Genomic DNA, 24367 nt, shown 5'->3' with positions numbered 1-24367 from the left:
GTTACTGACGGATCGTCAGGTCTGTGGCATGCTAACTGACGCTCCATCAGATTGGACCGGTCCGGCGGAGGGGAACCATGGCGATCGAACTGCCCCGCATCATCAGCGTCGACGACCACGTGATCGAGCCCGCCCACCTCTTCGAGACCTGGCTGCCGGCGAGGTACCGGGAGCGGGGGCCGCAGCCGCTCACCGCCGGGATCGGTGAACTCGCCTATGTGGGCGGGAAGTATCAGATCACCATGGATCCCGAGGGGCCCTCGACGGACTGGTGGATCTACGAGGATCTGAAGTTCCCGTACAAGCGCAACATCGCCGCCGTCGGCTTCGACCGTGACGAGATGACGCTGGAGGGGATCACCCGGGAGCAGATGCGGCGGGGGTGCTGGGATCCCAAGGCGCGGCTTGAGGACATGGATCTCAACCATGTGGAGGGGAGCCTGTGCTTCCCCACCTTCCCCCGCTTCTGCGGGCAGACCTTCGCCGAGGCGCACGACAAGGAGGTCGCCCTCGCCTGTGTGCGCGCCTACAACGACTGGATGGTGGAGGAGTGGTGCGGCGACAGCGGGGGGCGGCTCATCCCGCTGTGCCTGATCCCGTTGTGGGACGTGGAGTTGGCCGTCGAGGAGATACGGCGGAACGCGGCGCGCGGGGTGCGGGCCGTCACCTTCTCCGAGATCCCGACGCACCTCGGGCTGCCGTCCATCCACACCGGCTACTGGGACCCGTTCTTCGCCGTCTGCCAGGACACCGGCACGGTCGTCAACATGCACATCGGCAGCAGCTCCCAGATGCCCGCCGCCTCCCCGGACGCCCCGCCCGCCGTCCAGGCGTCCCTGAGCTTCAACAACGCGATGGCCTCGATGATGGACTACCTCTTCAGCGGGGTCCTGGTGCGGTTCCCGCGGCTCAAACTCGCGTACTCCGAAGGGCAGATGGGGTGGGTGCCGTACGCCCTGGAGCGCGCCGACGACGTGTGGGCCGAGCACCGCGCCTGGGGCGGGGTGCGCGATCTGGTGCCCGAGCCCCCGTCGACGTACTACTACCGCCAGATCTACTGCTGCTTCTTCCGCGACAAGCACGGCGTCGCCTCGATCGACGTCGTCGGCCGCGACAACGCCACCTTCGAGACCGACTACCCGCACGTCGACTCGACCTTCCCGCACACCGAGGAGATCGCCCTCGACCATGTGCGGGGGCTGGACGAGGAGACCGTGTACAAGCTGATGCGCGGCAACGCCATCCGCATGCTCGGCCTCGACCTGGACCGCTGATGGACCTCTCCGACACCCCGGAGGAGGCGGAGTTCCGGGCGCGGCTGCGGAAATGGCTCGCCGAGGTGCTGCCCTCCGTCGGGCCCGTGCCGGATCCGGCCGACTGGCCCGCGCGCCGCGCCCGCGACCTCGGCTGGCAGCGGACGCTGTACGACGCCGGGTACGCCGACGTCCACTGGGACGCCTCCCCGGCACTGCGGATGATCTTCCTGGAGGAGTCCGAGAAGGCGGGCGCGCCCTATGTCGGGGCGAACTTCGTCGGGCTGCTGCACGCCGGTCCGACCATCGCCGCCGAGGGCACCGACGCCCAGCGGGCGCGCTGGCTGGGGCCGATCCTGCGCGGCGAGGAGGTGTGGTGCCAGGGGTTCAGCGAACCGGACGCCGGTTCCGACCTCGCGGCGCTGCGCACCCGCGCCCGCCGGGACGGCGACGACTACGTGGTCACCGGCTCCAAGATCTGGACCTCGCACGCCGAGGTCGCCGACTGGTGCGAACTCCTCGTCCGCACCGACCCGGACGCGCCCCGCCACCACGGCATCAGCTGGCTCGCGCTGCCGATGGACGCCGAGGGGGTCACCGTACGGCCGCTGCGCACGCTCGCCGGGTCCACCGAGTTCGCCGAGGTGTTCCTGGACGAGGTACGGGTGCCGGCCGCCAACCGGGTCGGCGCGGAGAACGACGGCTGGCGGGTCACCATGGTCACCCTCTCCTTCGAGCGCGGCACCGCCTTCGTCGGGGAGGTCGTCGCCTGCCGAAGGGTGCTCCGGCAGCTCGCCGAAGCGGCACGGGAGAACGGCGGTTGGGAGGATGCGGCGCTGCGCCGCCGACTCGGGCGGCTCGACGCCGAGTTCCGCGCGCTGTGGCGGCTGACCCAGTGGAACGTCAGCGAGGCGACGGCCGGCGGGGGAGTGCCGGGGGTCGGCGGGTCCGTCTTCAAGCTCCGGTACTCGGTGGCCCGTCAGGAGTTGTACGACGCCGCCGCGGACGTCCTCGGCCCGGACGCCCTCGACCTGGACCGGCCATGGGTGCTCGACCGGCTGTCCTCGCTGTCGTACACGATCGCGGCCGGCACCTCGCAGATTCAGCGCAACATCGTGGCCGAGCGGATGCTGGGGCTGCCGAAGGGGAGATGAGGGTGCGGTTCCAACTGACCGAGGACCAGCGTGAGTTGAAGACGGGTGTGCGGCGGCTGCTGGAGCGGCGGTTTCCCCGGGAGGCGCTGCGCGCGGCCGTGGACGCCCCCGGGGGGCTCGACCGGGAGCTGTGGCGGGCGCTCGGGGCGGCCGGGTTCTTCGCGCTCGCGCTGCCGGAGACGGCGGGCGGGGTGGGGCTCGGGCGCCCCGAGGCCGTGCTCGCCTTCGAGGAGGCCGGGCGGGCGCTGCTGCCGGGCCCGCTGGTGGCCACGCACCTCGCGGCAGGCGCCGTACCGGGCGCGGCGGAGGGGGAGGTGGTCGTGACCGCGGTCGCCGGGCGGCTGGTGGAGTGGCTGGACGCGGCGGACGTCGTACGGGGGGACGCCACCGGAGCCGTACCGCTGCGGTCGGTCGATCCGCTGACCCCCCTGCACCGGGTCCCGCGCGCGGCAGCCGCCGGTCCGCTCGCCGTCCTGCTCACTGCGGCCGAACAACTGGGCAGCGCCGTACGGATGAACGAACTGGCGGTGCAACACGCCCGGACCCGTGAGCAGTTCGGGCGGCCGATCGGGGCGTTCCAGGCCGTCCAGCATCTGTGCGCGGACCTCCTGGTGCGCGCCGAGACCGCGCGAGCCGCCGTCTACGCGGCCGCCGTCACCGGGGACCCGGGCGACATCGCGGCCGCCCGGCTGCTCGCCGACGAGGCCGCCGTGCGCGGCGCCCGCGACTGCCTCCAGGTGTACGGCGGCATGGGCTTCACCTGGGAAGCGGACGTGCATCTGCATCTGAAGCGGGCGTGGGCGCGTGCACGACGCAACGGTGGGGTCACAGAGAGTGAGGAGCTGCTTGCCGCAGGGCTGCTCTCCTGAACGCCGCCCCGAACGCTGTTGCCCTGCGCCGAGAGCAAAGCCATGGCCCAAGATGTCGCGGATCGTGGCGCCTCGGAATCACAGAGCGTTGATACCGGGTTGTGTCCTTCGCGAGGGCTCGTCACGGCCCGGAGTCGATGGGTGCTCCGGTACCTTGTGTGGGATGCGAGTGGCTGCGAACGCGGGCGATGCCGGCGGTGCCCCTGGGGCGGCGCCGGGACACACGGTGCGCGCCGCTGCTCGCGGGGCGGACCGGGGCGAGGCCCCCGGCTGTTCGACTCCCCGGCGCAAGCGTCGCACAGTATGCCCTACGCGTACTCCTTCGCGAGGGAATATGCCCGAAGCGCTTGTTGGGGTGACTGTACGTCAACCATGCTGTGAGGCAAGGAGATCACGTTCCGTGACCCTTGCTCTGGCTGTTGTCCAGGCCATGCAGGAAATGGCTACGATCGTGGCCCCCGTCAGCGTCGTCACGGCTCGCGCCGGGGCGGTTCGGTGGCGCGGGGTCGCGGTCTCGCCGGTTCGGATGGTGTGAGCGGTGCAGGTGCTTCAAGTGCAGCTGGAGATCCGGCCCGACCCCGCGGAAGTGGGGCGTGCCAGGAAGTGGGCCCGCTCGCGGCTCGACGGGCTGGGCATAGCGGCCGACGAGCCGGTGGCCGAGACGCTGGTCCTGCTCGTCTCCGAACTGGTGACCAACGCCGTGGTGCACACCGGCCGTCCGGCGGTCCTCAGACTCTCCCTGCCGGGCCCCCAGGCCCCCACCGCGCCCTCGCCCACGGTGCGCGTGGAGGTCACCGACACCTGCTCCCGGGCCCCGGTGCCGCGCTGCGTCGGCGGTGACGCCACCGGCGGCCGGGGTCTCGCCCTCGTGGACTGCCTCGCTGACCGCTGGGGCTGGAGCCGCGAGGGCGGCGGCAAGAGCATCTGGTGCGAGGTGGACGGCGGCGCGCGCCGCGAGGGGAGCGCGGCGGTGGCGTACGGAGGCGGTCCGTCCGCGTACGAGGATTTCGCCTTCGAGGCGGTGTAGCCCCGGGGCGTCGCGATGCGCCGGGGGATGCCTCCGTGCGCGGGCGTCGTGAACCGGCCGCATGTCCTGAATTGCCGCCCCGGCATTGACGATCCGTGCCCGGCTGAACACGCTGGTGTGCGTCGATTCGCCGTGAGGGGACGGCGAGGGCCGGGCGGCGGCCAGGGGTCCTCGCCGAGAGCGGGTCGCACCGGACGGCGGCGCGGGCGTGCGGCACAGGGGGCGACCGCGCCGCCAACCGGCCTGCCCGCGCGGCGCGTTGGCCGTCACGTGTCGAGCCTCAGAGGAGCGCGACCGGTGCCACCGGCGATCCCGTCGCGCCGACGAACGGTTCGGGCATCGCCGACAGCAGGAACGCGTACCGCCCGCTTTCTCCACAGGCTGTGGACAACTCTTCCAGGTTCCAGTTCTGGCCCTGGAGCATCCCCATCTCCACCAGGTGCAGCGCGTGCACCGGCAGCCATAGATTGTCGATCTCGGGCGGAAAGATCTCAAATGTGAGCGTGTCATTGGCGACGGCGGCGACATCGCGGGCGTGGAACCACTCCGGCGTACGGATCGAGAGGCCGGGGGACGGATAGCCGTACCCGTGCCGGTCCCCGCCGAGCAGCACCCGCACCTGGCCGGTGCGCACCAGCACGATGTCGCCGGCCCGCACCCGCACCCCGCCGAACTCCTCCGCCCGCTCCAGCTCCTGCGGCGTGACCGCGTGCCCCCCGGCCAGTCGCGCCACGCCCAGCGCCGCCGCGACGTCCAGCAGCACCCCGCGCGAGACGACCGGCCGTACCTTGTCGATCCCGGAGAACTCGGCGCCGCCGTGCGCGGTCACGGTGGCGGCGGGGCGGCCGTTGTAGAGCCGTCCGCCGTGCGAGACATGGGGCAGCGCGTCCCAGTGCGTGCCCGCCTGGAGGCCCAGGGTCACCACGTCGTCGCTGCACGCCACCGTGCCGGGCCCGAACAGCTCCTGGTTGAGCTGCGTCATCGCGTGCAGCGGATCGACCCGGCCCGGGATCACGCCCGTCTGCACGCCGTCGTGGGTGAGGGGCAGCGCGAGCGGGACACGACGACCCGTGCGCACCTCGGCGACGGCGCCGCGCACCACCTCGTCGGTGATCAGGTTGAGCGTGCCGATCTCGTCCCCGGCGCCCCAGCGCCCCCAGTTGTTCACGCGCTCGGCGATCTCGTGGAACTCCTGCGGCAGTGTCATCCGGTGCCTCCCCGGGGCTTGTGTCCGCGCGTGAGCCGGGCCATAGAATCTAACGGACCGTCAGAAACCGCGGGAAGGGGCCGGGCGTGGGGAACTTCTTGGCAGGCAAGGTCATCGCCGTCACGGGCGCGGGGCGGGGGATCGGACGGGCGGTCGCGCTGGCGGCGGCGGGGGAGGGGGCGCGGGTCGTCGTCAACGACTACGGCGTCGCGGCGGACGGCACCGCGCCGAGCAGCGAGGTCGCCACGGCCGTCGTGAAGGAGATCGAGGCGGCGGGCGGGGAGGCGGTGGCCGTCGCCGACGACATCTCCACGATGGCGGGCGGACAGCGGGTCGTGGACATGGCGATGGGCGCGTACGGGCGGCTCGACGGGGTGGTGTGCGTCGCCGGGATCCTGCGCGAGCGGATGCTGTTCAACATGACCGAGGAGGAGTGGGACCCGGTCATCGCGACCCACCTCAAGGGCACGTTCACCGTCTTCCGGGCGGCCGCCGCGGTGATGCGGCGGCAGCGGTCAGGGACGCTGATCGGATTCACCAGCGGCAACCATCAGGGCTCGGTGTCCCAGGCGAACTACAGCGCGGCCAAGGGCGGGATCATCTCGCTGGTGCGCAGCGCTGCGCTCGGGCTGCACAAGTACGGGGTGACGGCCAACGCGGTGGCGCCGGTGGCGCGGACGCGGATGTCGGCGAACGTGCCCATGGAGCTGGCCGGGATGGGGTCCGCGGAGGATGTGGCGGCGCTGGTGGTGTACCTGCTCTCGGACCGGGCGGCGGAGGAGGGGATCACCGGGCAGGTGTATTCGGTGGCGGGGGCGAAGATCGCGGTGTGGGCCCAGCCGGTGGAGCTGCGGTCGGCGTACGCCGAGGGCGGGTCCTGGACGCCGGAGCGGATAGCGGAGTTCCTGCCGGGGGCGGTGGGGGTGGATCCGATGCCGATGCTGTCCCGGCTTTCGGCGATGGAGGAGGCGGCGCGGTCGGGGGCGCGGCCGAACGCCCGATAGCGCCGCTGGAGGGGCGCTGCCGGTCCCGGTGTCTGAATGGAGGCGGGGAGTATGGATTTCGGGTTCAGCGAAGAGGACGAGGCCTTTCGAGGTGAGGCGCGGGAGTGGCTCGCGGGCCATGTCGATCCTGCGGTCGGCCGCGGGGACTGGGAACGGACCCTCGGCAAAGACGGCTGGATCGGGCTCGGTTGGGCGGAGGGCGGGTACGGGAACCGGACCGGGTCGCTCACCGAGCAGGTCGTCTGGGCCGAGGAGTACGCCCGCTCCGGAGCGCCGCCCAGGTCGGGGCACATCGGGGAGAACCTGTTCGCGCCCACGCTGATCCAGCACGGCACCGAGGAGCAGAAGCGGCGCTTCCTGCCGCCCGTCGCGGCCGGGAAGGAGCTGTGGTGCCAGGGATACAGCGAGCCCGGTGCCGGGTCCGATCTCGCGGCGGTGCGGACGAGGGCCGTACGCGAAGGGGACCATCACCGGGTCACCGGGCAGAAGATCTGGACCTCGCTCGCCCATGAGGCCGACTGGTGCTTCGTGCTGGCGCGGACCGAGGAGGGGTCGCGGCGGCATCACGGGCTGAGTTTCCTGCTCGTGCCGATGGATCAGCCGGGCCGTATCGAGGTGCGGCCGATCCGGCAGCTGACCGGGACCAGTGACTTCAACGAGGTCTTCTTCGACGGCGCCAGGGCGGAGCACGTCGTCGGCGCGGAGGGCGACGGGTGGCGCGTGGCGATGAGCCTGCTCGGCTTCGAGCGGGGGGTGTCCACGCTGGCGCAACAGATCGGGTTCGGGGAGGAGTTGCGGAGGGTCGTGGAGACGGCCGTACGCACCGGGGCCGTGCGCGACCCGCTCCTGCGGGACCGTCTCGTCCGCCAGTGGTCCGAGCTGCGCACCATGCGCTGGCACGCCCTGCGCACCCTGGGCGGTGCGAAGGAGCCCGCCGCGCCCAGCGTCGCCAAGCTGCTGTGGGCCAACTGGCACCAGCGGCTGGGTGAGTTGGCGATGCAGGTGCGGGGCGCGGAGGCGGCCGTAGGACCGGGGGAGTGGTCGGCCGAGGAGCCGTACCGGATGGACCCGGACCAGCACCTGTTCCTCTTCTCCCGGGCCGACACCATCTACGGCGGCTCGGACCAGATCCAGCGCACGATCATCGCCGAGCGCGTGCTCGGTCTGCCCAGGGAGCCGAAGGGGGTCAGGTGATGCGGGGTGTGGTGTTCGACGGGCGGCGGGTACGGGTCGTGGACGATCTGGCGGTACGGGAGCCGGGGCCGGGCGAGGTGCTGGTCGCGATCGCGGCGGCGGGGCTGTGCCACAGCGATCTGTCGGTGGTGGACGGCACCATCCCGTTCCCGGTGCCGGTGGTGCTCGGGCACGAGGGCGCCGGTGTGGTGGAGGCGGTCGGCGCGGGGGTCACCCATGTCGCGCCCGGCGACCATGTGGCCCTGTCCACGCTCGCCAACTGCGGCACCTGCCCGGAGTGCGACCGGGGCCGCCCGACGATGTGCCGGCGGGCGATCGGGCGGCCGGGGCGGCCCTTCACCCTGGCGGGGGCGGAGCCCGTCCACCAGTTCGCCGCCAACTCCGCCTTCGCGGAACGCACCGTCGTCCGAGCCGTCCAGGCGGTCCGCATCCCCCGCGACATCCCCCTGGAATCGGCCGCGTTGATCGGCTGCGGGGTGCTCACCGGGGTGGGCGCCGTACTGAACCGGGCGCGGGTGCGGTGCGGGGACAGCGTCGTCGTCATCGGCACCGGCGGCATCGGTCTGAACGTGCTCCAGGGGGCACGGCTCGCGGGCGCCCTGCGGATCGTGGCCGTGGACGCCAACCCGGCGAAGGCGGCGATGGCCCGGGAGTTCGGCGCGACCGACTTCCTGACGTCGGCGGACGCGGTGCGGGAACTGCTGCCGACGGGGGCCGACCACGTCTTCGAGTGCGTCGGCCGGGTGGAGCTGATCCGGCAGGCCGTCGACCTGCTCGACCGGCACGGCCAGGCGATCCTCCTCGGCGTGCCCCCGGCCACCGCCGAGGCGTCCTTCCTCGTCTCCACCCTCTACCTGGACAAGTCGATCCTTGGCTGCCGCTACGGCTCCGCCCGCCCCCAGCACGACATCGCCCTGTACGCCGACCTGTACCGCCAAGGCCGCCTGCTGCTCGACGAGTTGGTGTCGGCGGTCTACCCGGTGGAAGACTTCGAAAAGGCCCGCGCGGACGCGGAGTCGGGACGGGTGGCGAGGGCGGTGCTCACGTTCTGAGCTGGTGGGGGCCGGTCGGCTCGATCACGATTGCCCCGCGGCGCTCCGCAGATGACGAAGCAATGTCTCGAACAGGGCCCAGCCCTCCATCGACTCGCCGTCCCCCAGCGGGTAGAAGTAGCCCGGCCTTGCCTTGGTGCCGAGTTGTACAGGGGCGGCGGGGAGCGGCGGGCGGGCGGCGATGCCGGCGCCCGCCTCGGCGACCTCGGTGGGGCCCAGGGCGTAGCCGAAGGGGATGGGCGGCCGTTCGAAGCGCGGCGGCACGGAGAGGTCCGCACGGGCCTCGCGCAGGCGAGCGAGGAGGGTGCGCAGGCCGTACCGCGTGGTGAGTTCGGCGGCCAGGTCCCCGACGACGGACACCGGCGGCTTCTCGCCGTCGCGGAAGCCGACGGCGAGGGTGACGTCCTCCTCGACTCCGTCCGGTGTACGCAGCACGCGCAGGGTGGCGAGGGCGGGCCGGTCGGCGGAGCCGACGACGACGGCCCATGTCGGTTGGGGCGCGCGCTCGTACGCCAGGTCGGTGAGGCTGCGCCGCGACCACGGCAGGTTGGCCGGCTCGGCCGTGCCCCAGCCGGTCGGGAGTTCGCCGGTCAGGTACTGCCAGGCGGCTTCCAGGGCACCGCCGAGGACCAGGCGGGCGTCAGGCTGGTGAACCGTGCGGAAGCCGAGGAGGAGCTGGCGCTCCCCGGTGCGGGTGACGTCCACGAAGGCGGGAGCGACCGGTGTCTCGCCGTCGGTGTCCTCGGCGACCTGGAAGGCGCCGTCCCGCCAGCGCAGGACGGCGCCGGAGAAGCCGTCGTAGTAGCCGCAGTCGGGGTCCTGGACGACCCAGCGTGTGGGTGGGCCGGTGAGCGCTGTACTGGTGGGCAGGGTGAGCCTGCAGTGGCGCGGCGTGACGATCTGGAGGGCGCGTTCGCTCGCGAGGGTGGCGCGCAGGGCCTCGGAGAGCCAGCTGGTCATGCCGATGACAGGTCGGTCCTGGAGGACCACGGCGACTTTCTCGGTGAGCACGTCGACGGCGGGCTGTGCGGCGGCGGGAGCGGGGACGGCCGTGATCCCGGAGGTGTCGACGGGGTGGGCCGGGTCGTCGGTGCCGGGTGCGTCCGGCGGCCAGACGGTGCCGCCGAGCAGGGTCGTGAGGCGCGCGGCGAAGGTCCCCGCGAGCCGTTCGGCCCCGGGCACCGCGGTCGAGGCGCGGGCCTCGGTCCACCACTTCGGCTTGTCGTCGGCGCGTGTGTTGCCGAGCAGCCGCTGTGCTTCTTCGGGCACATGAAGCAGCAGCGGGGCCTCGATCGAGACAAGGGGGCGGCCCTCGACGTCGCAGAGCTGGACGACCGCGCCTTCGGCGACGGACCGGACATGGAGATCGGGACCACCGGCGAGAAGACCGGCGAGGACGCTCCACGGGTCCGGCATGCGGTCGGTCAGCGCGATCACGTCTTTGGTCACTTGGTACCCCCGTGGTCCTCGTCGTCGGTCGTCGGCTCTTCGGCGAGTGCTGGGCGACCGAAGACTTGGACCCGCTGTGGCGTCTTCACCAGGTCCTGGTTCAATGCCAAGTACGGTCAGGTGCCGCCGCGGTGCTCAGGTCAATTCGCCTCTCGGTCCACAAGGTCCAGCACCGCCGGGTCGATCTCGACCACGGGCTCCGGGGCAAGATTGGCCTGCCAATCGCGCAGCGGCACGCGCCGCAACTCGAAGTCGGCCACTCCGTTCTCGACGAAGAACACACCGCCGCGCTCGTACAGCACGACGAGCGGCTCATAGGGATCCAGTAGATCCGGGAGCTCCACCTTGGTGGATTCACGCAGTTCGGCCCAGTGAACAGCCGCGCGGCACATGCGACGGGCGATGAATTCCGGCACGTTTTCGCTGGTGAACTCATCCAGGCGCTCGATCAACCCCGGATCGGCTCGTGTCGAGGGGTCGATGCGTTCGGCGATGTCGAAGAAGGGCCAGCGTTGGCTGCCGCCCAGATACTCCACCCATAGGGCAGCACGTCGAAGAAATTCACGCATCAACAGGGTGCGAGAGGCGGCATTCCTGTCTCCTGCGGCGTAGTCGGCCCAGTTGATGGCGGTCAGTCGATTGACCATCGACTCCGCGGAACCTGTTTGCGTCACAGGTTCAGTCCCTTCTTCTGGGTGGGCTGACTTACTTCCGGTGTCCGGAACGGAGAGCTTGTAGTTCGTCCGTGAGAGTCATGAGACGCTCTTGCTCGACAGAGGGAACCGCGTAGTCCAAAGACTCGACCTTGGACCGGAAATCATCCGGGAGTACGACGTGGTGCCTGGAGACGTAGAACCAGAGATCACCACGCCAGACCCACTCTCCGTCTGTGTACAACGATCCCCCGCCCATGATGTTTTCGCCCGATCCGAGCACGTCGTCGACGACACCCATGGAAGCGAAGAGCATGTGCCCACTGCGGAGATAAGAGGCAATTTTGCTCTCGTTCGGCTGCGGTGTGTCCGCCACGAACGAGCGGATGCTGCTGGTGGCCTCCGGACTCGATGGCCAAAGCTCGCTGTAGAAGCCGAGGACCTTCACCTTGGTACTTCCCTTCAATGATTAATTGGCTACGGGGAGGAAGGTCCTCCAGTATCCACCGTTCTGTACCTCCGGTTCTTGGCCCTTCGGCCGTGAGGGGTAGATACCCACTTCGTCCGTCGGAGCCTTGACCGGAACGCCCAGTTCGTTCGCCAGTTGCTGCGCTGCGGGGATATCTGCTACGCCGTCACGAATCCGTCCTGTATGGCAAGAGATGAGCCTGATGGGCTCTCCTCTGTAACTGGGGTTGTTCCTGATGGCCTCGATTATGTGGCTGGGATGCACTTCGCCGGGCGGGAAATCGACTCCTGCGGCATTTTTTCTGCCGGGCATGAAGAATCCCTTGTCATTGCCGTGAACGATGACATCGTGGTAGCCGTCGAGTCGCTTCGTGAACTCCCGGTTCAGTTGGGTCATGCTGTCGTAGCCGATTGTAGTCAAGTGCGGCTGGAGATAGACGTGGTCACCAGTCGTGAGGAGGACGTCACCGTGCTCCTTCGGGGGAGCGGGGAGCTTGGATTCCGGCGCGTCCGGCGGGACGTAGTCCGAGCGCATGGTGTGTGCGGGATCTGGCGCGTGCTCCACGTGGCCATGACCGTGATCCTGGGCTGCAGGATGCCCGGTGTCGCCGCCGGCGCCGCGGCCCGAGTGATCCGTCGGTGTTTCGTGAGCGCCGTGCGATGCCACGTGGTGGCTTTCGCCGGAGCTGCTGTCGACGTGCGGGGCGGCGTGCGGTTCACCGCCGCCGACGTGCGCCGGGAGAGGCCGGTCGGTATGAACCGGCACATCCGATGCCGAGGGCGCATGCGCCCGTGACTCCACTCCGGGCCGCGCCACCCGGTCCGCGGCCGAGGATTCGACCGGGATCGGGGTCTGGTGCGGGTTGCCCTCCGGGGAGGTCATGGTGCCGTTCTCGTGGAGGATCGAGCCGTCCGGGTAGCGGACGGACTTGTCCGAGACGGTGACGCCGGTGTGCGGACCGGTGCCGTGGAGGAAGTCGCCCGCGGCGCCGGAGTGGAGTCCTCTCAAGCCCGCCATCATGTCGCCGACCTTGAGCTTGGCGAAGCCCGCGCCCTTGCCGACGTAGGTCATCGGGTCCACGAGCCGGCCCGTCTTGCCGAAGGCGTCGGCGACCTTGGCGACGCGGCTGACCGAGGCGGCGGCCTCGCCCGCCTCGCCGGTCTCGGCGGCCAGGGTACCGGCCTTGCCGAGCTTGAGGGCCGTGCCGGCACCCAGGGTGAGGACGTTGAAGACCACGGTGCCGCCCGCGCGGGCGGGGTTCGTTCCCCATTCGTCGTAGGCGACGAGGGACTTGCCGAAGTCGCGCAGAGCCTTCTTCTGGCGGTCGGTGCCGCTGTGGTCGACCGGGCCGAACATCTTGTCCATGGCCCAGTCGTAAGGCGTCATGATGTACGCGCTGATGCCGCCGAAGACGTCCCCGATGCCTTTCCGCGTCTTCGTGAAGGTGTCCCAGTCGAAGACATTGACCATGTGGCCGAGGCCCTTGATGGTGCCCCAGACACCGTCGACGAAGAAGCCCTTGAGGGCACCGCCCACATTGTGCTTCGTCCAGTGCCAGGCAGCGGCCAGGCCGGTGTACTCGCGGTCCTCGACCTTGCCCCAGGGGGTGTCGTCTGCCTTGGCCGCGTCCTCGGCCTTGAAGCCGTACATACCCTTCTTGTGCGAGCCGTCGTCGGCGATCCACCGCGTGCCGCCGACCTGTCCGTCGATCTTCGTCGCGGTCGAGCGCTCGAGCTCCTGGAACTCGCCCCAGACACGGCCGATCTCGTGGACCAGGTGCGTGTTCTTGTCGACGTTCTTCTGATCCTTGCGCCAGTCGTGGTCGCCCTCGACCGACGTGCGGAAGGCGGCCGCCTCACTCCTGAGCTGCTCCATCCGCTGGACGAGCGGCCGGGCGTCCTTGGCGAATCCCGACAGGGCGCCGCTGACGGTCTCCAGCTTCGTGGCGAAGGCGTCGGCCTTGTCCCTGACCGGGGCGGTGGTGTGAAAGAGCTGGTCGGCCTCCGGGGCCGTGTAGCAGGACACCAGGCCCTGGAAGTCGTTGTGGACGTCCCGGCCGGTGTCGCGGATATCGGACGCGGCCTTCTTCAGCGTGCCGGCGTCCTTCTCCAACTGATCGAGATCACCGCTGAATTCGGGGATCTCGCTCAGATCGCCGATCACTTGCCCTTACTCCCTTCAGTCTTGACCGGAGGCAGCTTCGGATCCGGAATGGCGTCGTGCTGGGCGTTGGCCGCCATCTTCAGGTCACCGGTGACGTACTCCTCGGTGGCCTTCGCCGCGCCGCCGATCGACGTGGCCGCACGCGCGGGGAGATAGCGAAGATCATTGAACGTCTTGTCCGCGAACTCCTCCAGCGCTGCGGCGACGGGGCCCGGCGTGCCGCTCTTGGGCTTGGCTCCGGGGGCCATCGTGCCGGCCGACTTGGCGGCGCTCGCCAAGCCATCGCTGTAGGACGTGAATTCGTCCTCGAACTTTCCCGCCGTGTCCATGGCCTTGCCGAGGACGCCACGGACAGATTCCACGTCGATGTCCCACTTGGACACGGATGCCCCCCTGTTGCGTGTGCCGACGGTCGACGCCGGATGCTGCTGAGCGTGGCCTTCTGCTTCGAACCGCCCCGATATGTCAGCTAAGTTCCTCGCTGGAAGCATAGAGCGATCACCTGGGCGACGGCGAACCTGTTACGGGACCGTGCGGCTTGTCGCCGGTTCGGAGCGATACCGCAAGGCGATGCGGACGCGCACCGTCAGGCATCCACGGCGAGCGCCCTGAACGTCCGTCGGTACGCCGTCGGGGTCACCCCCAGTGCCTGCTGCATGTGCTGGCGCATCGACTGGGCCGTGCCGAAGCCCGATGCCCGGGCCACCTGGTCCATGGGGAGGTCGGTGGATTCGAGCAGCTGGCGGGCGCGTTCGACCCGTTGTCCGGTGAGCCACTGGCCGGGGCTGACGCCGGCCTCCTCGCGGAAGCGGCGGGTGAAGGTGCGGACCGACATGGCCTCCTGCTCGGCCAGGTCGCGCAGTTGGATCGGCTCGTGCAGCCGGGCCAGTGCCCAGGCGCGGGCGCCGGTGGTGGTGGCGAGCTGGGGGTCGGGCACCGGGCGCTGTATGTACTGGGCCTGGCCGCCGTCGCGGTGCGGCGGGACGACCATCCGCCGGGCCACGTCATTGGCGACGGCCGTGCCGAAGTCGCGGCGGACCATGTGCAGGCACAGGTCGATCCCGGCGGCCACCCCGGCCGAGGTCAGCACGTCGCCGTCGTCGATGAACAGCACGTCCGCGTCCACCTCGATCCTCGGGAACAGCCGCTGGAAGTGGTCCGCCTCGGCCCAGTGGGTGGTCGCCCGGCGGCCGTCGAGATGTCCGGCGGCGGCGAGGACGTACACCCCGGTGCAGATGGAGGCGAGCCGGGTGCCGGGCCGGATCAGGGCGAGCGCGGCGGCCAGCTCCTCGGTCAGCCGGCCCTCCTCGAAGACCGGGCCCAGCTCGTACGACGCCGGGACGATCACCGTGTCGGCGCGGGCCAGCGCCTCGGGGCCGTGCGGCACCTGGACGGCGAAGTCGGCGTCCGTCTCCACCGGGCCCGGGGGCCGTACCGAGCAGGTGAACACCTCGTACAGCGGCCGGCCCCGGGCGTCCCTGGGGCGGCCGAAGACGCGGTGCGGGATGCCCAGTTCGAAGGGGAGCAGCCCGTCCAGGGCGAGGACGGCGACCCGGTGCGGACGGAACCCCCCGGCGGTGCGCGCGGCCCGGTCGACGTGCAAGGCCCGATCCGCACTCATGGCTCGATTCACACGCATGGCCCGATCCTAGCGAATGCTGTCCCTCGGGCCACTCGATGCGTGGGAACGAAATGCGGACGCTGGACGACGTGACTCAGACAAACCCCGCCGCCGTCCCCGTCCAGGCCGCCCCGCCCGAACCGCGCCCGGCGCGCACCCGCCCGCACCGCGCCTGGTTCGTCGCGGCCGTCGCCTTCGTCACGATCACCGGCGCGGCCGCCTTCCGCTCCCTGCCCGGTCTGCTGATCGACCCGCTGCACCAGGAGTTCGGCTGGTCGCACGGCACGATCGGCGCGGCCGTCTCCCTCAATCTCGCGCTCTACGGCGTGACCGCGCCGTTCGCCGCCGCGCTGATGGACCGCTTCGGCATCCGGCGGGTGGTCGCGGTGGCGCTGACCGTGATCGCGGTCGGCTCCGGGCTGACCGTGTGGATGACGGCGGCATGGCAGCTGTGGCTGTGCTGGGGGCTGCTCGTCGGGCTCGGCAGCGGCTCGATGGCGCTGGCCTTCGCGGCGACGGTCACCAACCGCTGGTTCACCGCGCGCCGGGGCCTGGTCACCGGGATCCTGACCGCCGCGTCCGCCTCCGGACAGCTGGTCTTCCTGCCGCTGCTGTCCTGGATGGTCGAGCACCACGGCTGGCGGCCCGCCGCCGTGACCGTCGCCCTCGCCGCCCTGGCCGTGGTGCCCTTCGTCTGGCTGCTGCTGTACGACCACCCGGCGGACGTCGGGCAGAACCCCTACGGGTCCGCGGAGTTCCTCCCGAAGCCGCCCCCGGCGACGGGCGCCGCCCGGCGCACCCTCAAGGTCCTGTCGACCTCCGTGCGCACCGGCACCTTCTGGCTCCTCGCCGGTACCTTCGCGATCTGCGGCGCCTCCACCAACGGCCTGATCCAGACCCATTTCGTGCCCGCCGAGCACGACCACGGCATGCCGGTGACGACCGCGGCCTCGCTGCTCGCGGTGGTCGGGGTGTTCGACGTCGTCGGCACCATCGCCTCCGGCTGGTTCACCGACCGCTTCGAACCCCGCCGCCTGCTGGCCGTCTACTACGCCCTGCGCGGCCTGTCCCTGGTCTTCCTGCCGATGCTGCTGGCCCCCTCGGTCCACCCGCCGATGCTGTTCTTCATCGTCTTCTACGGCCTCGACTGGGTGGCCACCGTCCCGCCCACCCTCGCCCTGTGCCGTGAGCGGTTCGGCGAGGACAGCGCGATCGTCTTCGGCTGGGTGCTGGCCTCCCACCAGATCGGCGCCGCGCTCGTGGCCTACCTCGGCGGCCTCGCCCGTGATGTCTTCGGCTCCTACGACCTCGTCTGGTACGCCTCGGGCACGCTGTGCGCGGCGGCCGCGCTGATGTCCCTGGTGATCCGCAGGGTCCGCCCGCCCGAGCCGGCCCTCGCCATCGGCTGACCCGGGGCCCCTAGAGGGCGAGCCGGCCGAACCGGCCCCGGTGGAAGAGGAGCGGGGCCGGGGGGTCGTCGGTGGTGCCGAGGGCGTCGACCCGGCCGGTCACGATCAGGTGGTCGCCGCCGGGGTGCACCGCGTGCACGGTGCAGTCGATCCAGGCGGTCGCGCCCAGGAGCCTGGGGGAGCCCGTACGGGGCGCGGGGGTGTGCGGGACGCCCGCGAACTTGTCGGCGCCGCGCACCGCGAAGGCCCGGCACAGCTCGGCCTGGTCGGCGCCGAGGATGTTGACGCAGAAGACGCCGGCGCGGGCGATGCGGGGCCAGGTGGTGGACGTACGGGCCACCATGAAGCAGACCAGGGGCGGGTCGAGGGAGAGCGAGGAGAAGGACTGGCAGGCGAAACCGGCCGGGCCGCGCTCGCCCTCGGCGGCCGGTGCCGTGATCACCGTGACCCCGCTCGCGAAGGTGCCGAGGACGCGGCGGAACTCGCCCTGGTCCACCGGCGCCCGCTCGTCCTCCCGCACACAGCGCAACTCCGGGCGCGGCAGCGGATCCACCGGGTTCAGGCCCAGATAGCGGACGGCTGCGGCGGCGGCTCCTGCGTGTCCCATCACCCCTCCATTGAAGCTGACGCCGCGTCAGGCCGGAAGGGGCGTGAAGGGGTGTGAAGGGTCAGGGCGGGTCAGGACGGGTAGGTGCCGAAGAGGAGCTTGACGCCGATCAGTTCCTGGCGGGGCAGGCCCTCGGCGGTCAGGGCCGGGGCGATCAGCGGCAGGAGTGCCCGGTCGGCGGCCCACCGCTGGACCGAGCCGTGCTCGGGCCCGGCCCCCCCAGCCGACGATGCCGCCCTGGATCGCGTGCCGGCCGGGAAGCCGTCCGGGTCCTGTGCCGGGAAGTGGGCGCCGTGCCGCCCGTGTTGCTCCAGCATCTCCAGTACGGCCGCGCCGGTGGTCGCCGCCCGCATCCGCGCGGCCCGTTCGAGCTTCGCCTCGGGTGGGGGCCCGAATCCGGAGACGCAGTCCGGCAGCGAGGTCTGCTCCGGGCGGTCGGTGTCCAGCACGAAGGTGAGGTCGACATGCCCCTCGGACTCCTCGTGGTCGTGCCCGAGTACGACGGCCACCCGGCCAGGGCCCCGCACCCGGTCCCCGGCGACCTCCCAGGCAGCTCCGCCGAGCCCGCCGAGCCCGCCGAGCCGTTCCGCCACCAGCCTCAGCGCCAGCGACTCCTTCGGCCCGACCGGCTCCTTCGCGACCGGCCCGTCCTTCTTGCGCCACGGTCCCCGTCCCATGGCGCGACACCCTAGGGCAGGGGTCTGTGAACCGCGGGACCGCCTCAACGGCCCTTGAACTCAGGGCTTCTTCGCTCCGCGAACGCCCGCAGTCCCTCCCCGGCGTCCTGTGTCGTCAGGTTGATCTCCTGCGCCCACGCCTCCGCCGCGAATGCGGACGCGCGGTCGCCGTCCGGGGAGGAGTTCAGGAGGTGCTTGGTGAGGGCGAGGGCGCGGGTCGGGCCGGTGGCGAGCCGGGTGGCCCACTCGCGGGCCGTCTTCGCCAACTCCCCGTCCGGAAGCACCCGGTTGACGAGGCCGAGTCGCTCCGCCTCGGGCGCGGACAGCGCGTCGCCGAAGAACATCAGCTCCTTCGCCCGCTGGAGGCCGGTCAGCCGGGGCAGGAGGTAGGCCCCGCCCGCGTCCGGTACGAGGCCCCGGCGTACGAAGACCTCGATGAAGCGGGCCGACTCGGCGGCCAGCACCAGATCGCAGGCGAGGGCGAGATGCGCGCCGAGGCCCGCCGCCGTGCCGTTCACCGCCGCGATCACCGGCTTCTCGCAGTCGAGGACGGCGGCGATCAGGCGCTGGGCGCCGGTGCGCAGGGTGCGCGCGACATCGCCCGGGATCCGGGTGGCGGGCGGGCCGTCCGTCCCCGAGCGCAGGTCGGCGCCCGCGCAGAAGCCCCGGCCGGTGCCGGTGAGGACCACCGCGCGCACGGCCGGGTCGGCGGACGCCTCGGTGAGCAGGCCGACGAGGCGGTCGCGCAGCGCGGGGGTGAGGGCGTTCAGGGTCTCGGGGCGGTTCAGGGTGAGGTACGAGACGTGGTCGCGCACCTCGTGGTCGAGCCCGGTCATCGGCACACCACCAGCGCGTCCAGCGCCACCGCGCCCTGGCCCCGGGGCAGCACCATCAGCGGGTTGATGTCCAACTCGGCGATGTGGTCGCCCAGTTCGAGGGCCATGCGCTGGACGCGCAGGATCACCTCCACCAGGGCGTCCACATCGGCGGGCGGCCGCCCCCGGACGCCGTCCAGCAGGGCCCGGCCGCGCAGATCCCTGAGCAGGGCGTGGGCCTGGTCCTCGCCGAACGGGGGGACGCGTACGGCGGTGTCGCGCAGCACCTCGACCAGGACGCCGCCGAGCCCGGCGGTCACGGTCGGCCCGAACAGCTCGTCATGGGTGACCCCGACGACCGTCTCCACGCCCTGTTCGACCATCTGGCACACCAGGATGCCGTCCAGCGGGACGCCCTCGTAGCGGGCGATGTCGTTCAACTCGCGGTAGGCGTCGCGCACCTGGCTGGCGGAGGTGAGTCCGATCCGCACCAGGCCCAGCTCGGTCTTGTGGGCGAGCCGGTCGCCGGAGGCCTTCATCACCACCGGGTAGCCGATCTGCGCCGCCGCGCGCACGGCCGCCGCGGCGCTGGTCACCAGCTGTTCGCGGGGCACCCGGATGCCGTAGGCGCGCAGCAGCTGCTTGGCCGCGTGCTCGCTGAGCTGCCGCCCGGGGCTCATCAGCGCGGCCGCCTTGCGGAAGGAGGGGGAGGGGGTGCGCGGGGCCTCGTCGAAGGGGGAGCGGTAGGAGGCGGTGAAGCGGTGGTGGTCGAGCCAGGAGCGCACCGCCCGCAGGCAGTTGCCGACGGTGCGGAAGGTGGCGACCCGGGAGGAGCCGAGCAGGACGTCCCGGTACGCGGGCTCGGTGCCGACCGGCGACCCCCAGACCACGCAGACCAGCTTGTCCGTCCGCTCCGCCGCGTCCACCAGATCGCGCACCAGCTTGTCGCTGAGCGGCGGGAAGGGGCCGGTGACCGGGCAGATCAGGGCGCCGATCGAGGGGTCGGCGAGCAGCGCGTCGATGATCTTCCGGCCGCGCGCGTCGCCGACCGGGTGGCCGCCGTTGTCCACGGGGTTGGCGACGCTCAGGTACTCCGGTATCCACTGGTGCAGTTCGGCCTGTTTCGCCGCGCAGAGAGCCGGCAGGGACAGTCCGGCCGCCGTGGCGAGGTCGGCCACATGGGCGCCGGTGCCGCCGGAGATGGAGTAGACGGCGACGCCCTCGGCGAGCGGGGGCCTGGCCCGCGCCAACAGGGCCGCGGTGTCCTGGAGTTCGTCGAGGGTGTCGACGCGGAGCACGCCGTACTGGCGCATGGCCGCGTCCACCACGTCGTCGGCGCCGGTGAGCTTGCCGGTGTGCGAGGCGGCCGTACGGGCGCCGGTCTCGGTGCGGCCCACCTTCACCGCGACCACCGGCACGCCCCGGCGGGCGGCGCGGTCGGCGGCCAGCAGGAAGGCGCGGCCGTCCTTGAGGCCCTCCAGGTACGCGGCGATGGCGCCGACCTCGGGCTGTTCGGCGAACCAGGAGATGAAGTCGGCGCTCTCCAGATCGGCCTCGTTGCCGGTCGGGGCCCAGTGGGTCAGGCGGATGCCCAGTTCCTGGAGGGCGAAGACCGGGCGGCCCTGGTGGCCGGACTGGGTGATCAGGGCGATCGCCGGTCCGGTGAGGTCGTCCCGGAAGCGCTCGAAGGCGTTCAGATTGGTGTTCGGGCCGAGCAGCCGCAGCCCGGAGCGGCGCACGGCCTCGGTGAGCCGCCGCTGGGCCGCGGCGCCCGCCTCGCCGGTCTCCGCGAAGCCGGACGCGAAGGCGACGGCGAACTTCACCTTGGCCTCGGCGAGTTCACCGATCACCGGGAGCGGGTCGGCGATCAACAGGACGGCCAGGTCGACCTGTTCGGGCAGCGCGGCGACGGACGGGGCGCAGGGGACGCCGAAGACGGCCGGGCGGGTGGGGTGCACGGGGTGCACCCGGGCGCCGACGCGCTCGGCCCAGGCCAGCAGTTGCCGGGTCATGCCGGTGTTGGGACGGCCCTCCGCGTCGGAGGCGCCGATCACGGCGACGGACTGCGGCCGGAAGAAGCGGCTCAGGTCCGGCACGTCCGCGTGCAGCGGGCGTCCGCCGACGTCCAGGTCGTCCACCCGGCCGTGCACGGCGGGCCCGGGCCGCCGCTCCCCGCAGGCGATCACCCGGGCGCGGCGGGAGTCGGTGGTGAGTGTCCCGTGGGTTGATCCAAGCATCGGTCCGCCCCGCTCCTGTGAGACAGCATGAGACAGCACACGTGAACTGACGCTGTGTCAGATTAACGAACCGGGCGGATGTCAGGAATGGGGCGGGGAGGGAAAGTTACCGACGGGTGGGGCGAGTTCGCGCCCCGCGACCCGCCAGGCCCTTCGCGATCCGCTCCGCGTCCCGGGCCAGTTCGCGCAGCATTCCGCTGATCGGGTTGGTGTATCCGGTGAAGTACAGACCGGGCGCCGACTTCGCCGTCCGGCCGCCCCGCACCACCGGCTTTCCGTCCGCGCCGAGCACCTCCAGATGACCGACCAGCCCGTCCAGGCCGCGCGCGTACCCCGTGGCCGCGATCACCGCCTCCGGCTCTATCCGGGAGCCGTCCGCCAGGACCACCTTCTTGGCCTCGAAGGACTCCACGGCCGCGACGACCTCCACCTTCCCGCGCCGCACGGCGTCCAGCAGGCCCACGTCCTGCACCGGTATCGCGCCCTGCCGCACCCTGCTGTACAGGCCGGTGTCCGGGCGCGGCAGCCCCTGTGCGGACAGGTCCGGCAGGGCCAGCCTGGCCTGCTGCCGGGACAGCCGGTCCACCAGGCGCACCGGCAGCCGTCGTACCAGCACACCCGTGTACTGCGCGGGCCAGCCGAGGGTGGAGCGGCGCACGATGTGCGGGACGGTGCGCACCGCGAGCCGCACCCGCGCGGCCCCGCCCTCCACCAGGTCCACGGCTATCTCGGCGCCGGTGTTGCCGACCCCGACCACCAGCACGTCCCGCCCGGCGTACGGCTCCGCGTTGCGGTAGTCCCCGGCGTGCAGCAGCTCGCCGTCGTACGACTCCCGTCCGGGCCAGTCGGGGATGCGCGGGGTGTGGTTGTAGCCGGTGGCGACGACCACCGCGCTGCCGGTCAGCTCCCGGCCGCCGGACGCGTGCAGCAGCCAGCCGGTGCCGTCCGCGGCCCGCTCGACGCGGTGCACCTCGACGCCGGTGACGATCTCCAGCTCATGGTGCTCGGCGTACTTCTCCAGGTAGCGCACCAGGTCGTCGCGCGACACCCAGCGGCCGAAGCGGCGCGGGATCTTCAGGCCCGGCAGCGCGGACAGCCGGCGGGTGGTGTGCAGATGGAGCCGGTCGTAGTGGCGCCGCCAGGACGCGCCGACCGCGCCGGACTTCTCCAGTACCACCGCCCGTATGCCGCGCGCCCGCAGTGCGTACGCGGCGGCGAGACCGCCGGGACCTGCGCCGATGACGTACACCGGGTGCTCGGCGTGGGTCGGTGAGGGGTGCGTGGGGGTGGGGCGGGAGACAGCCATGAGCGGGAGCGTAATCATCCACCCGCTTGATGGGTCTCGGTCAAGACCGGAATTGGTTCCGGATTGATCACGGATGTGCGGAGTGTGTACCCGGATGGCGGGTGAAGGGGTCGGCAAGGACGCAGTTCTGACGTAGCGTCAGATCCATGGATCCGATGAGCGATGGTCCGCGCCCCGACCTCCCCGAGGCCGACGCCTTCACCCGTCCCTACTGGGCGGCCGCCGCCGACGGCCGCCTCCTGATCCGCCGTTGCGCCGCCTGCGGCCGGGCCCACCACTATCCACGCGAGTTCTGCCCCCACTGCTGGAGCGAGGACGTCGCCTGGGAGCAGGCCACCGGCCGCGCCACCCTCTACACCTGGTCCACGGTCCACCGCAATGACCTGCCCCCCTTCGCCGCCCGCACCCCGTACATCGCCGCCGTGGTCGACCTCGCGGAGGGGCCGAGGATGATGACGCAGGTGGTGGACGCAGGGGAGGCGGAGCTGTCGGCGGGGATGCCGCTGCGGGTGGCGTTCACGGACGGTAAACCGGTTTTCCGGCCGGGGAGTTGAACCGATCATGAGTCCATGCATCCCGAGTCCTGGCAGCTGACCGACGACCTCGACGACTTCCTCGCCCGCGCGGGCGGCTTCCTGCGCTCCCGCCCGGCGCCGCACACCGTGCCCCTGACGGTGACCGACACGCTCCGCAGGCACGGGCTCCACTACTACGGCCCCGGCACCCCCCTCTTCGGCACCCTCACGGCGGCGGACGGCACGGTGCTCGCGACGCTGACCCGGACGCCTCCGCACGGCCTCTGCCTCACCCCCCTCACCCCCGAGCAGGCCGAGGCGCTGGCCGAGCGGCTGGCCGGTCTCGGCCACCGGTTCCCCGAGGTGACCGCCGAGCGGGACACGGCGGCGGCCTTCGCGACGGCCTGGACGCGGCGGACCGGCCGGGAGGCGACCGTGCGCGTGCGCCAACGCCTCTATCGGCTCGATGAGTTGACGGTTCCGGAACCGGCCCCCGAAGGCCGCCCGAGGATCGCCGGGCCCGCCGACCGGGAGCTGCTGCTGCGCTGGTTCGGCGAGTTCGCCCAGGCCGTGGGCGAAGGCCCCGGACGGGACGCGGGACCGTGGGCGGACGCCCGGCTCTCCTACGGCGGCATCACCCTGTGGGAGGCCGCCGACGGCACACCGCTGGCCATGGCCGGGGCGACCAGGGAGATCGCGGGACAGGTGCGCGTCGCCCCCGTGTACACCCCGGCCGCCTTGCGCGGCCGGGGATACGCCGGCGCGGTCACCGCCGAGGTGAGCCGGGCCGCGCGCGCCGCCGGGGCGGCCGAGGTCCTCCTCTTCACCGACCTGGCCAACCCCACCAGCAACGCCCTCTACCAGCGGCTCGGCTACCGGGAGGTCGCGGACTTCGCGGTGTGGGCCTTCGGGGACTGAGCCCCCTCACGGCCACAGCAGCCCCCTGCTCCACCCGAACTCCGTGCTGCGGTACTCCAGTCGGACATGCGCCCGGTCGGCGGCGCCCTGGAAGAACTCGACCGTGTCCGGGCGCAGCCGGTAGAGGGCCCAGGTGGGGGCGGGCAGCGAAGGGTCCGCCCGGGCCCGGTCCCAGGCGGCCGCCGAGGCCCGGCGCAGCTCGTCCGCGCAGGCCAGCTCCTCGCTCTGGTGCCCGGTCAGCGCCGCCGCGAGGGCACCCGTGGAGCGGGCGTGCAGATCCGCCTGGCTCTCCTCCTCGGGCGCCACCGCGACCGGCCCGCGCACCCGCACCTGGCGGCCCAGCACCGGCCAGTAGAAGGTCAGGGCGGCGTACGGGCGGGCGTCCAGGGCGCGGCCCTTGCGGCTCGTGGTGTGGGTGGCGAAGGACCAGCCGTCGGGGTCGGCGCCGTGCAGCATCACGATCCGGGCGTCCGGCCGCCCCTCCTCGTCCACCGTGGCCAGCGTCATGGTGTGCGGCTCCGGCTGCCCGGCGTCCACCACCTCGGCGAACCAGCTGGTGAACAGCGGCAGCGGGGTCGGCGGGGCCGTCTCCGGATCGAACGGCGGCAGCCGGGTCACCTCGGGCGACCAGACGCGCTGGGTCAGGAGCAGGGCGTGGAGATCGTTCTGTGCCATGGGGCCGAGTATCCAAGCCCGCCGGAGCGTGCCCGCCCCCGGCCACCGTCCACGCTCACCCGTTCGGGCCGCCCGGCGGCGCACAGGAGGGCA

General features: G+C 71.9%; 23 protein-coding genes. 10 read left to right on the top strand and 13 right to left on the bottom strand.

Annotated features, from left to right (window positions below):
• Positions 1 to 77 precede the first annotated feature (77 nt).
• The 4 genes from ACLF5H_RS11385 to ACLF5H_RS11370 all read left to right on the top strand — a co-directional run bounded on the left by ACLF5H_RS11385 (position 78) and on the right by ACLF5H_RS11370 (position 4303).
• Entirely contained in the window at positions 78 to 1274 is a 1197-nt protein-coding gene (locus ACLF5H_RS11385) for an amidohydrolase family protein (RefSeq protein ID WP_421675937.1), read from the top strand.
• Positions 1274 to 2407 (top strand): acyl-CoA dehydrogenase family protein, encoded by a 1134-nt coding sequence (locus tag ACLF5H_RS11380; RefSeq protein ID WP_421675936.1) that lies wholly within the window; start codon positions 1274 to 1276, stop codon positions 2405 to 2407. The genes ACLF5H_RS11385 and ACLF5H_RS11380 overlap by 1 nt, the downstream gene beginning before the upstream one ends.
• 2 nt (positions 2408 to 2409) lie before the next feature.
• A complete protein-coding gene (locus ACLF5H_RS11375; protein ID WP_421675935.1) occupies positions 2410 to 3276 on the top strand; it encodes an acyl-CoA dehydrogenase family protein in 867 nt (288 codons plus the stop codon).
• 553 nt (positions 3277 to 3829) lie between these two features.
• Entirely contained in the window at positions 3830 to 4303 is a 474-nt protein-coding gene (locus tag ACLF5H_RS11370; RefSeq protein WP_421676179.1) for an ATP-binding protein, read from the top strand.
• 280 nt (positions 4304 to 4583) lie between these two features.
• On the opposite strand, the gene ACLF5H_RS11365 is transcribed toward ACLF5H_RS11370, so the two are convergent.
• Positions 4584 to 5510 carry a cyclase family protein gene (locus ACLF5H_RS11365; RefSeq protein ID WP_421675934.1) on the bottom strand — a complete coding sequence of 309 codons (927 nt, stop codon included), beginning with the start codon at positions 5508 to 5510 and terminating at the stop codon, positions 4584 to 4586.
• 86 nt (positions 5511 to 5596) lie between these two features.
• Here ACLF5H_RS11365 and ACLF5H_RS11360 point away from each other — a divergent pair, with 86 nt between their 5' ends.
• From ACLF5H_RS11360 to ACLF5H_RS11350, 3 genes are read left to right on the top strand one after another with little or no spacing between them, the layout of a single operon-like run.
• Positions 5597 to 6514 carry an SDR family NAD(P)-dependent oxidoreductase gene (locus tag ACLF5H_RS11360; protein ID WP_421675933.1) on the top strand — a complete coding sequence of 306 codons (918 nt, stop codon included), beginning with the start codon at positions 5597 to 5599 and terminating at the stop codon, positions 6512 to 6514.
• A gap of 51 nt (positions 6515 to 6565) precedes the next feature.
• The gene (locus ACLF5H_RS11355) at positions 6566 to 7708 is read left to right on the top strand and encodes an acyl-CoA dehydrogenase family protein (protein ID WP_421675932.1); all 1143 of its coding nucleotides are present in this window, start codon (positions 6566 to 6568) and stop codon (positions 7706 to 7708) included.
• Positions 7708 to 8760: a Zn-dependent alcohol dehydrogenase gene (locus tag ACLF5H_RS11350; protein ID WP_421675931.1), complete on the top strand. Its 1053-nt coding sequence runs from the start codon at positions 7708 to 7710 to the stop codon at positions 8758 to 8760. Before ACLF5H_RS11355 ends, ACLF5H_RS11350 begins: the two co-directional genes overlap by 1 nt.
• A gap of 24 nt (positions 8761 to 8784) precedes the next feature.
• Here ACLF5H_RS11350 and ACLF5H_RS11345 read toward each other — a convergent pair whose 3' ends face one another.
• The 6 genes from ACLF5H_RS11345 to ACLF5H_RS11320 form a co-directional block, all read right to left on the bottom strand.
• Positions 8785 to 10209 (bottom strand): DUF6177 family protein, encoded by a 1425-nt coding sequence (locus ACLF5H_RS11345; RefSeq protein ID WP_421675930.1) that lies wholly within the window; start codon positions 10207 to 10209, stop codon positions 8785 to 8787.
• A 140-nt stretch (positions 10210 to 10349) separates the two neighbouring features.
• Complete coding sequence (locus tag ACLF5H_RS11340; protein ID WP_421675929.1) at positions 10350 to 10856, bottom strand: hypothetical protein; 507 nt, start codon at positions 10854 to 10856, stop codon at positions 10350 to 10352.
• Positions 10857 to 10914: 58 nt separating this feature from the next.
• Positions 10915 to 11310 (bottom strand): hypothetical protein, encoded by a 396-nt coding sequence (locus ACLF5H_RS11335; protein ID WP_421675928.1) that lies wholly within the window; start codon positions 11308 to 11310, stop codon positions 10915 to 10917.
• Positions 11311 to 11331: 21 nt separating this feature from the next.
• Complete coding sequence (locus ACLF5H_RS11330; RefSeq protein WP_421675927.1) at positions 11332 to 13494, bottom strand: hypothetical protein; 2163 nt, start codon at positions 13492 to 13494, stop codon at positions 11332 to 11334.
• Positions 13491 to 13877, bottom strand: coding sequence for a DUF6507 family protein (locus ACLF5H_RS11325; protein ID WP_421675926.1), 387 nt, complete (start codon positions 13875 to 13877; stop codon positions 13491 to 13493). The genes ACLF5H_RS11330 and ACLF5H_RS11325 overlap by 4 nt, the downstream gene beginning before the upstream one ends.
• Positions 13878 to 14080: 203 nt before the next feature.
• Entirely contained in the window at positions 14081 to 15115 is a 1035-nt protein-coding gene (locus ACLF5H_RS11320; RefSeq protein ID WP_421675925.1) for a GlxA family transcriptional regulator, read from the bottom strand.
• 89 nt (positions 15116 to 15204) lie between these two features.
• On the opposite strand from ACLF5H_RS11320, the gene ACLF5H_RS11315 reads away from it, so the two are divergent.
• The gene (locus tag ACLF5H_RS11315) at positions 15205 to 16524 is read left to right on the top strand and encodes an MFS transporter (RefSeq protein WP_421675924.1); all 1320 of its coding nucleotides are present in this window, start codon (positions 15205 to 15207) and stop codon (positions 16522 to 16524) included.
• Between the two features lie 10 nt (positions 16525 to 16534).
• Here ACLF5H_RS11315 and ACLF5H_RS11310 read toward each other — a convergent pair whose 3' ends face one another.
• The 5 genes from ACLF5H_RS11310 to ACLF5H_RS11290 all read right to left on the bottom strand — a co-directional run bounded on the left by ACLF5H_RS11310 (position 16535) and on the right by ACLF5H_RS11290 (position 22166).
• Complete coding sequence (locus ACLF5H_RS11310; RefSeq protein WP_421675923.1) at positions 16535 to 17131, bottom strand: flavin reductase family protein; 597 nt, start codon at positions 17129 to 17131, stop codon at positions 16535 to 16537.
• 71 nt (positions 17132 to 17202) lie between these two features.
• Positions 17203 to 17808 carry a DUF6348 family protein gene (locus tag ACLF5H_RS11305; RefSeq protein WP_421675922.1) on the bottom strand — a complete coding sequence of 202 codons (606 nt, stop codon included), beginning with the start codon at positions 17806 to 17808 and terminating at the stop codon, positions 17203 to 17205.
• Positions 17809 to 17852: 44 nt separating this feature from the next.
• Positions 17853 to 18644, bottom strand: a complete 792-nt coding sequence (locus tag ACLF5H_RS11300; RefSeq protein WP_421675921.1) for an enoyl-CoA hydratase/isomerase family protein — start codon at positions 18642 to 18644, stop codon at positions 17853 to 17855.
• Positions 18641 to 20860 (bottom strand): acetate--CoA ligase family protein, encoded by a 2220-nt coding sequence (locus ACLF5H_RS11295; protein WP_421675920.1) that lies wholly within the window; start codon positions 20858 to 20860, stop codon positions 18641 to 18643. The genes ACLF5H_RS11300 and ACLF5H_RS11295 overlap by 4 nt, the downstream gene beginning before the upstream one ends.
• A gap of 106 nt (positions 20861 to 20966) precedes the next feature.
• A complete protein-coding gene (locus tag ACLF5H_RS11290) occupies positions 20967 to 22166 on the bottom strand; it encodes a flavin-containing monooxygenase (protein WP_421675919.1) in 1200 nt (399 codons plus the stop codon).
• A gap of 155 nt (positions 22167 to 22321) precedes the next feature.
• On the opposite strand from ACLF5H_RS11290, the gene ACLF5H_RS11285 reads away from it, so the two are divergent.
• Together ACLF5H_RS11285 and ACLF5H_RS11280 are read left to right on the top strand one after the other, a co-directional pair.
• Positions 22322 to 22720 (top strand): Zn-ribbon domain-containing OB-fold protein, encoded by a 399-nt coding sequence (locus ACLF5H_RS11285; protein ID WP_421676178.1) that lies wholly within the window; start codon positions 22322 to 22324, stop codon positions 22718 to 22720.
• Between the two features lie 15 nt (positions 22721 to 22735).
• The gene (locus tag ACLF5H_RS11280) at positions 22736 to 23599 is read left to right on the top strand and encodes a GNAT family N-acetyltransferase (protein WP_421675918.1); all 864 of its coding nucleotides are present in this window, start codon (positions 22736 to 22738) and stop codon (positions 23597 to 23599) included.
• Positions 23600 to 23605: 6 nt separating this feature from the next.
• Here the strand turns inward: ACLF5H_RS11280 and ACLF5H_RS11275 are convergent, their stop codons facing one another.
• Positions 23606 to 24274 (bottom strand): pyridoxine/pyridoxamine 5'-phosphate oxidase, encoded by a 669-nt coding sequence (locus tag ACLF5H_RS11275; protein WP_421675917.1) that lies wholly within the window; start codon positions 24272 to 24274, stop codon positions 23606 to 23608.
• Positions 24275 to 24367: the final 93 nt, after the last annotated feature.

Origin of the sequence: Streptomyces sp. LaBMicrA B280, from assembly GCF_049222185.1 — a bacterium.
In the GTDB taxonomy this organism is placed as follows: domain Bacteria; phylum Actinomycetota; class Actinomycetes; order Streptomycetales; family Streptomycetaceae; genus Streptomyces; species Streptomyces murinus.
This window is presented reverse-complemented; position numbering and strand designations above follow the sequence as displayed.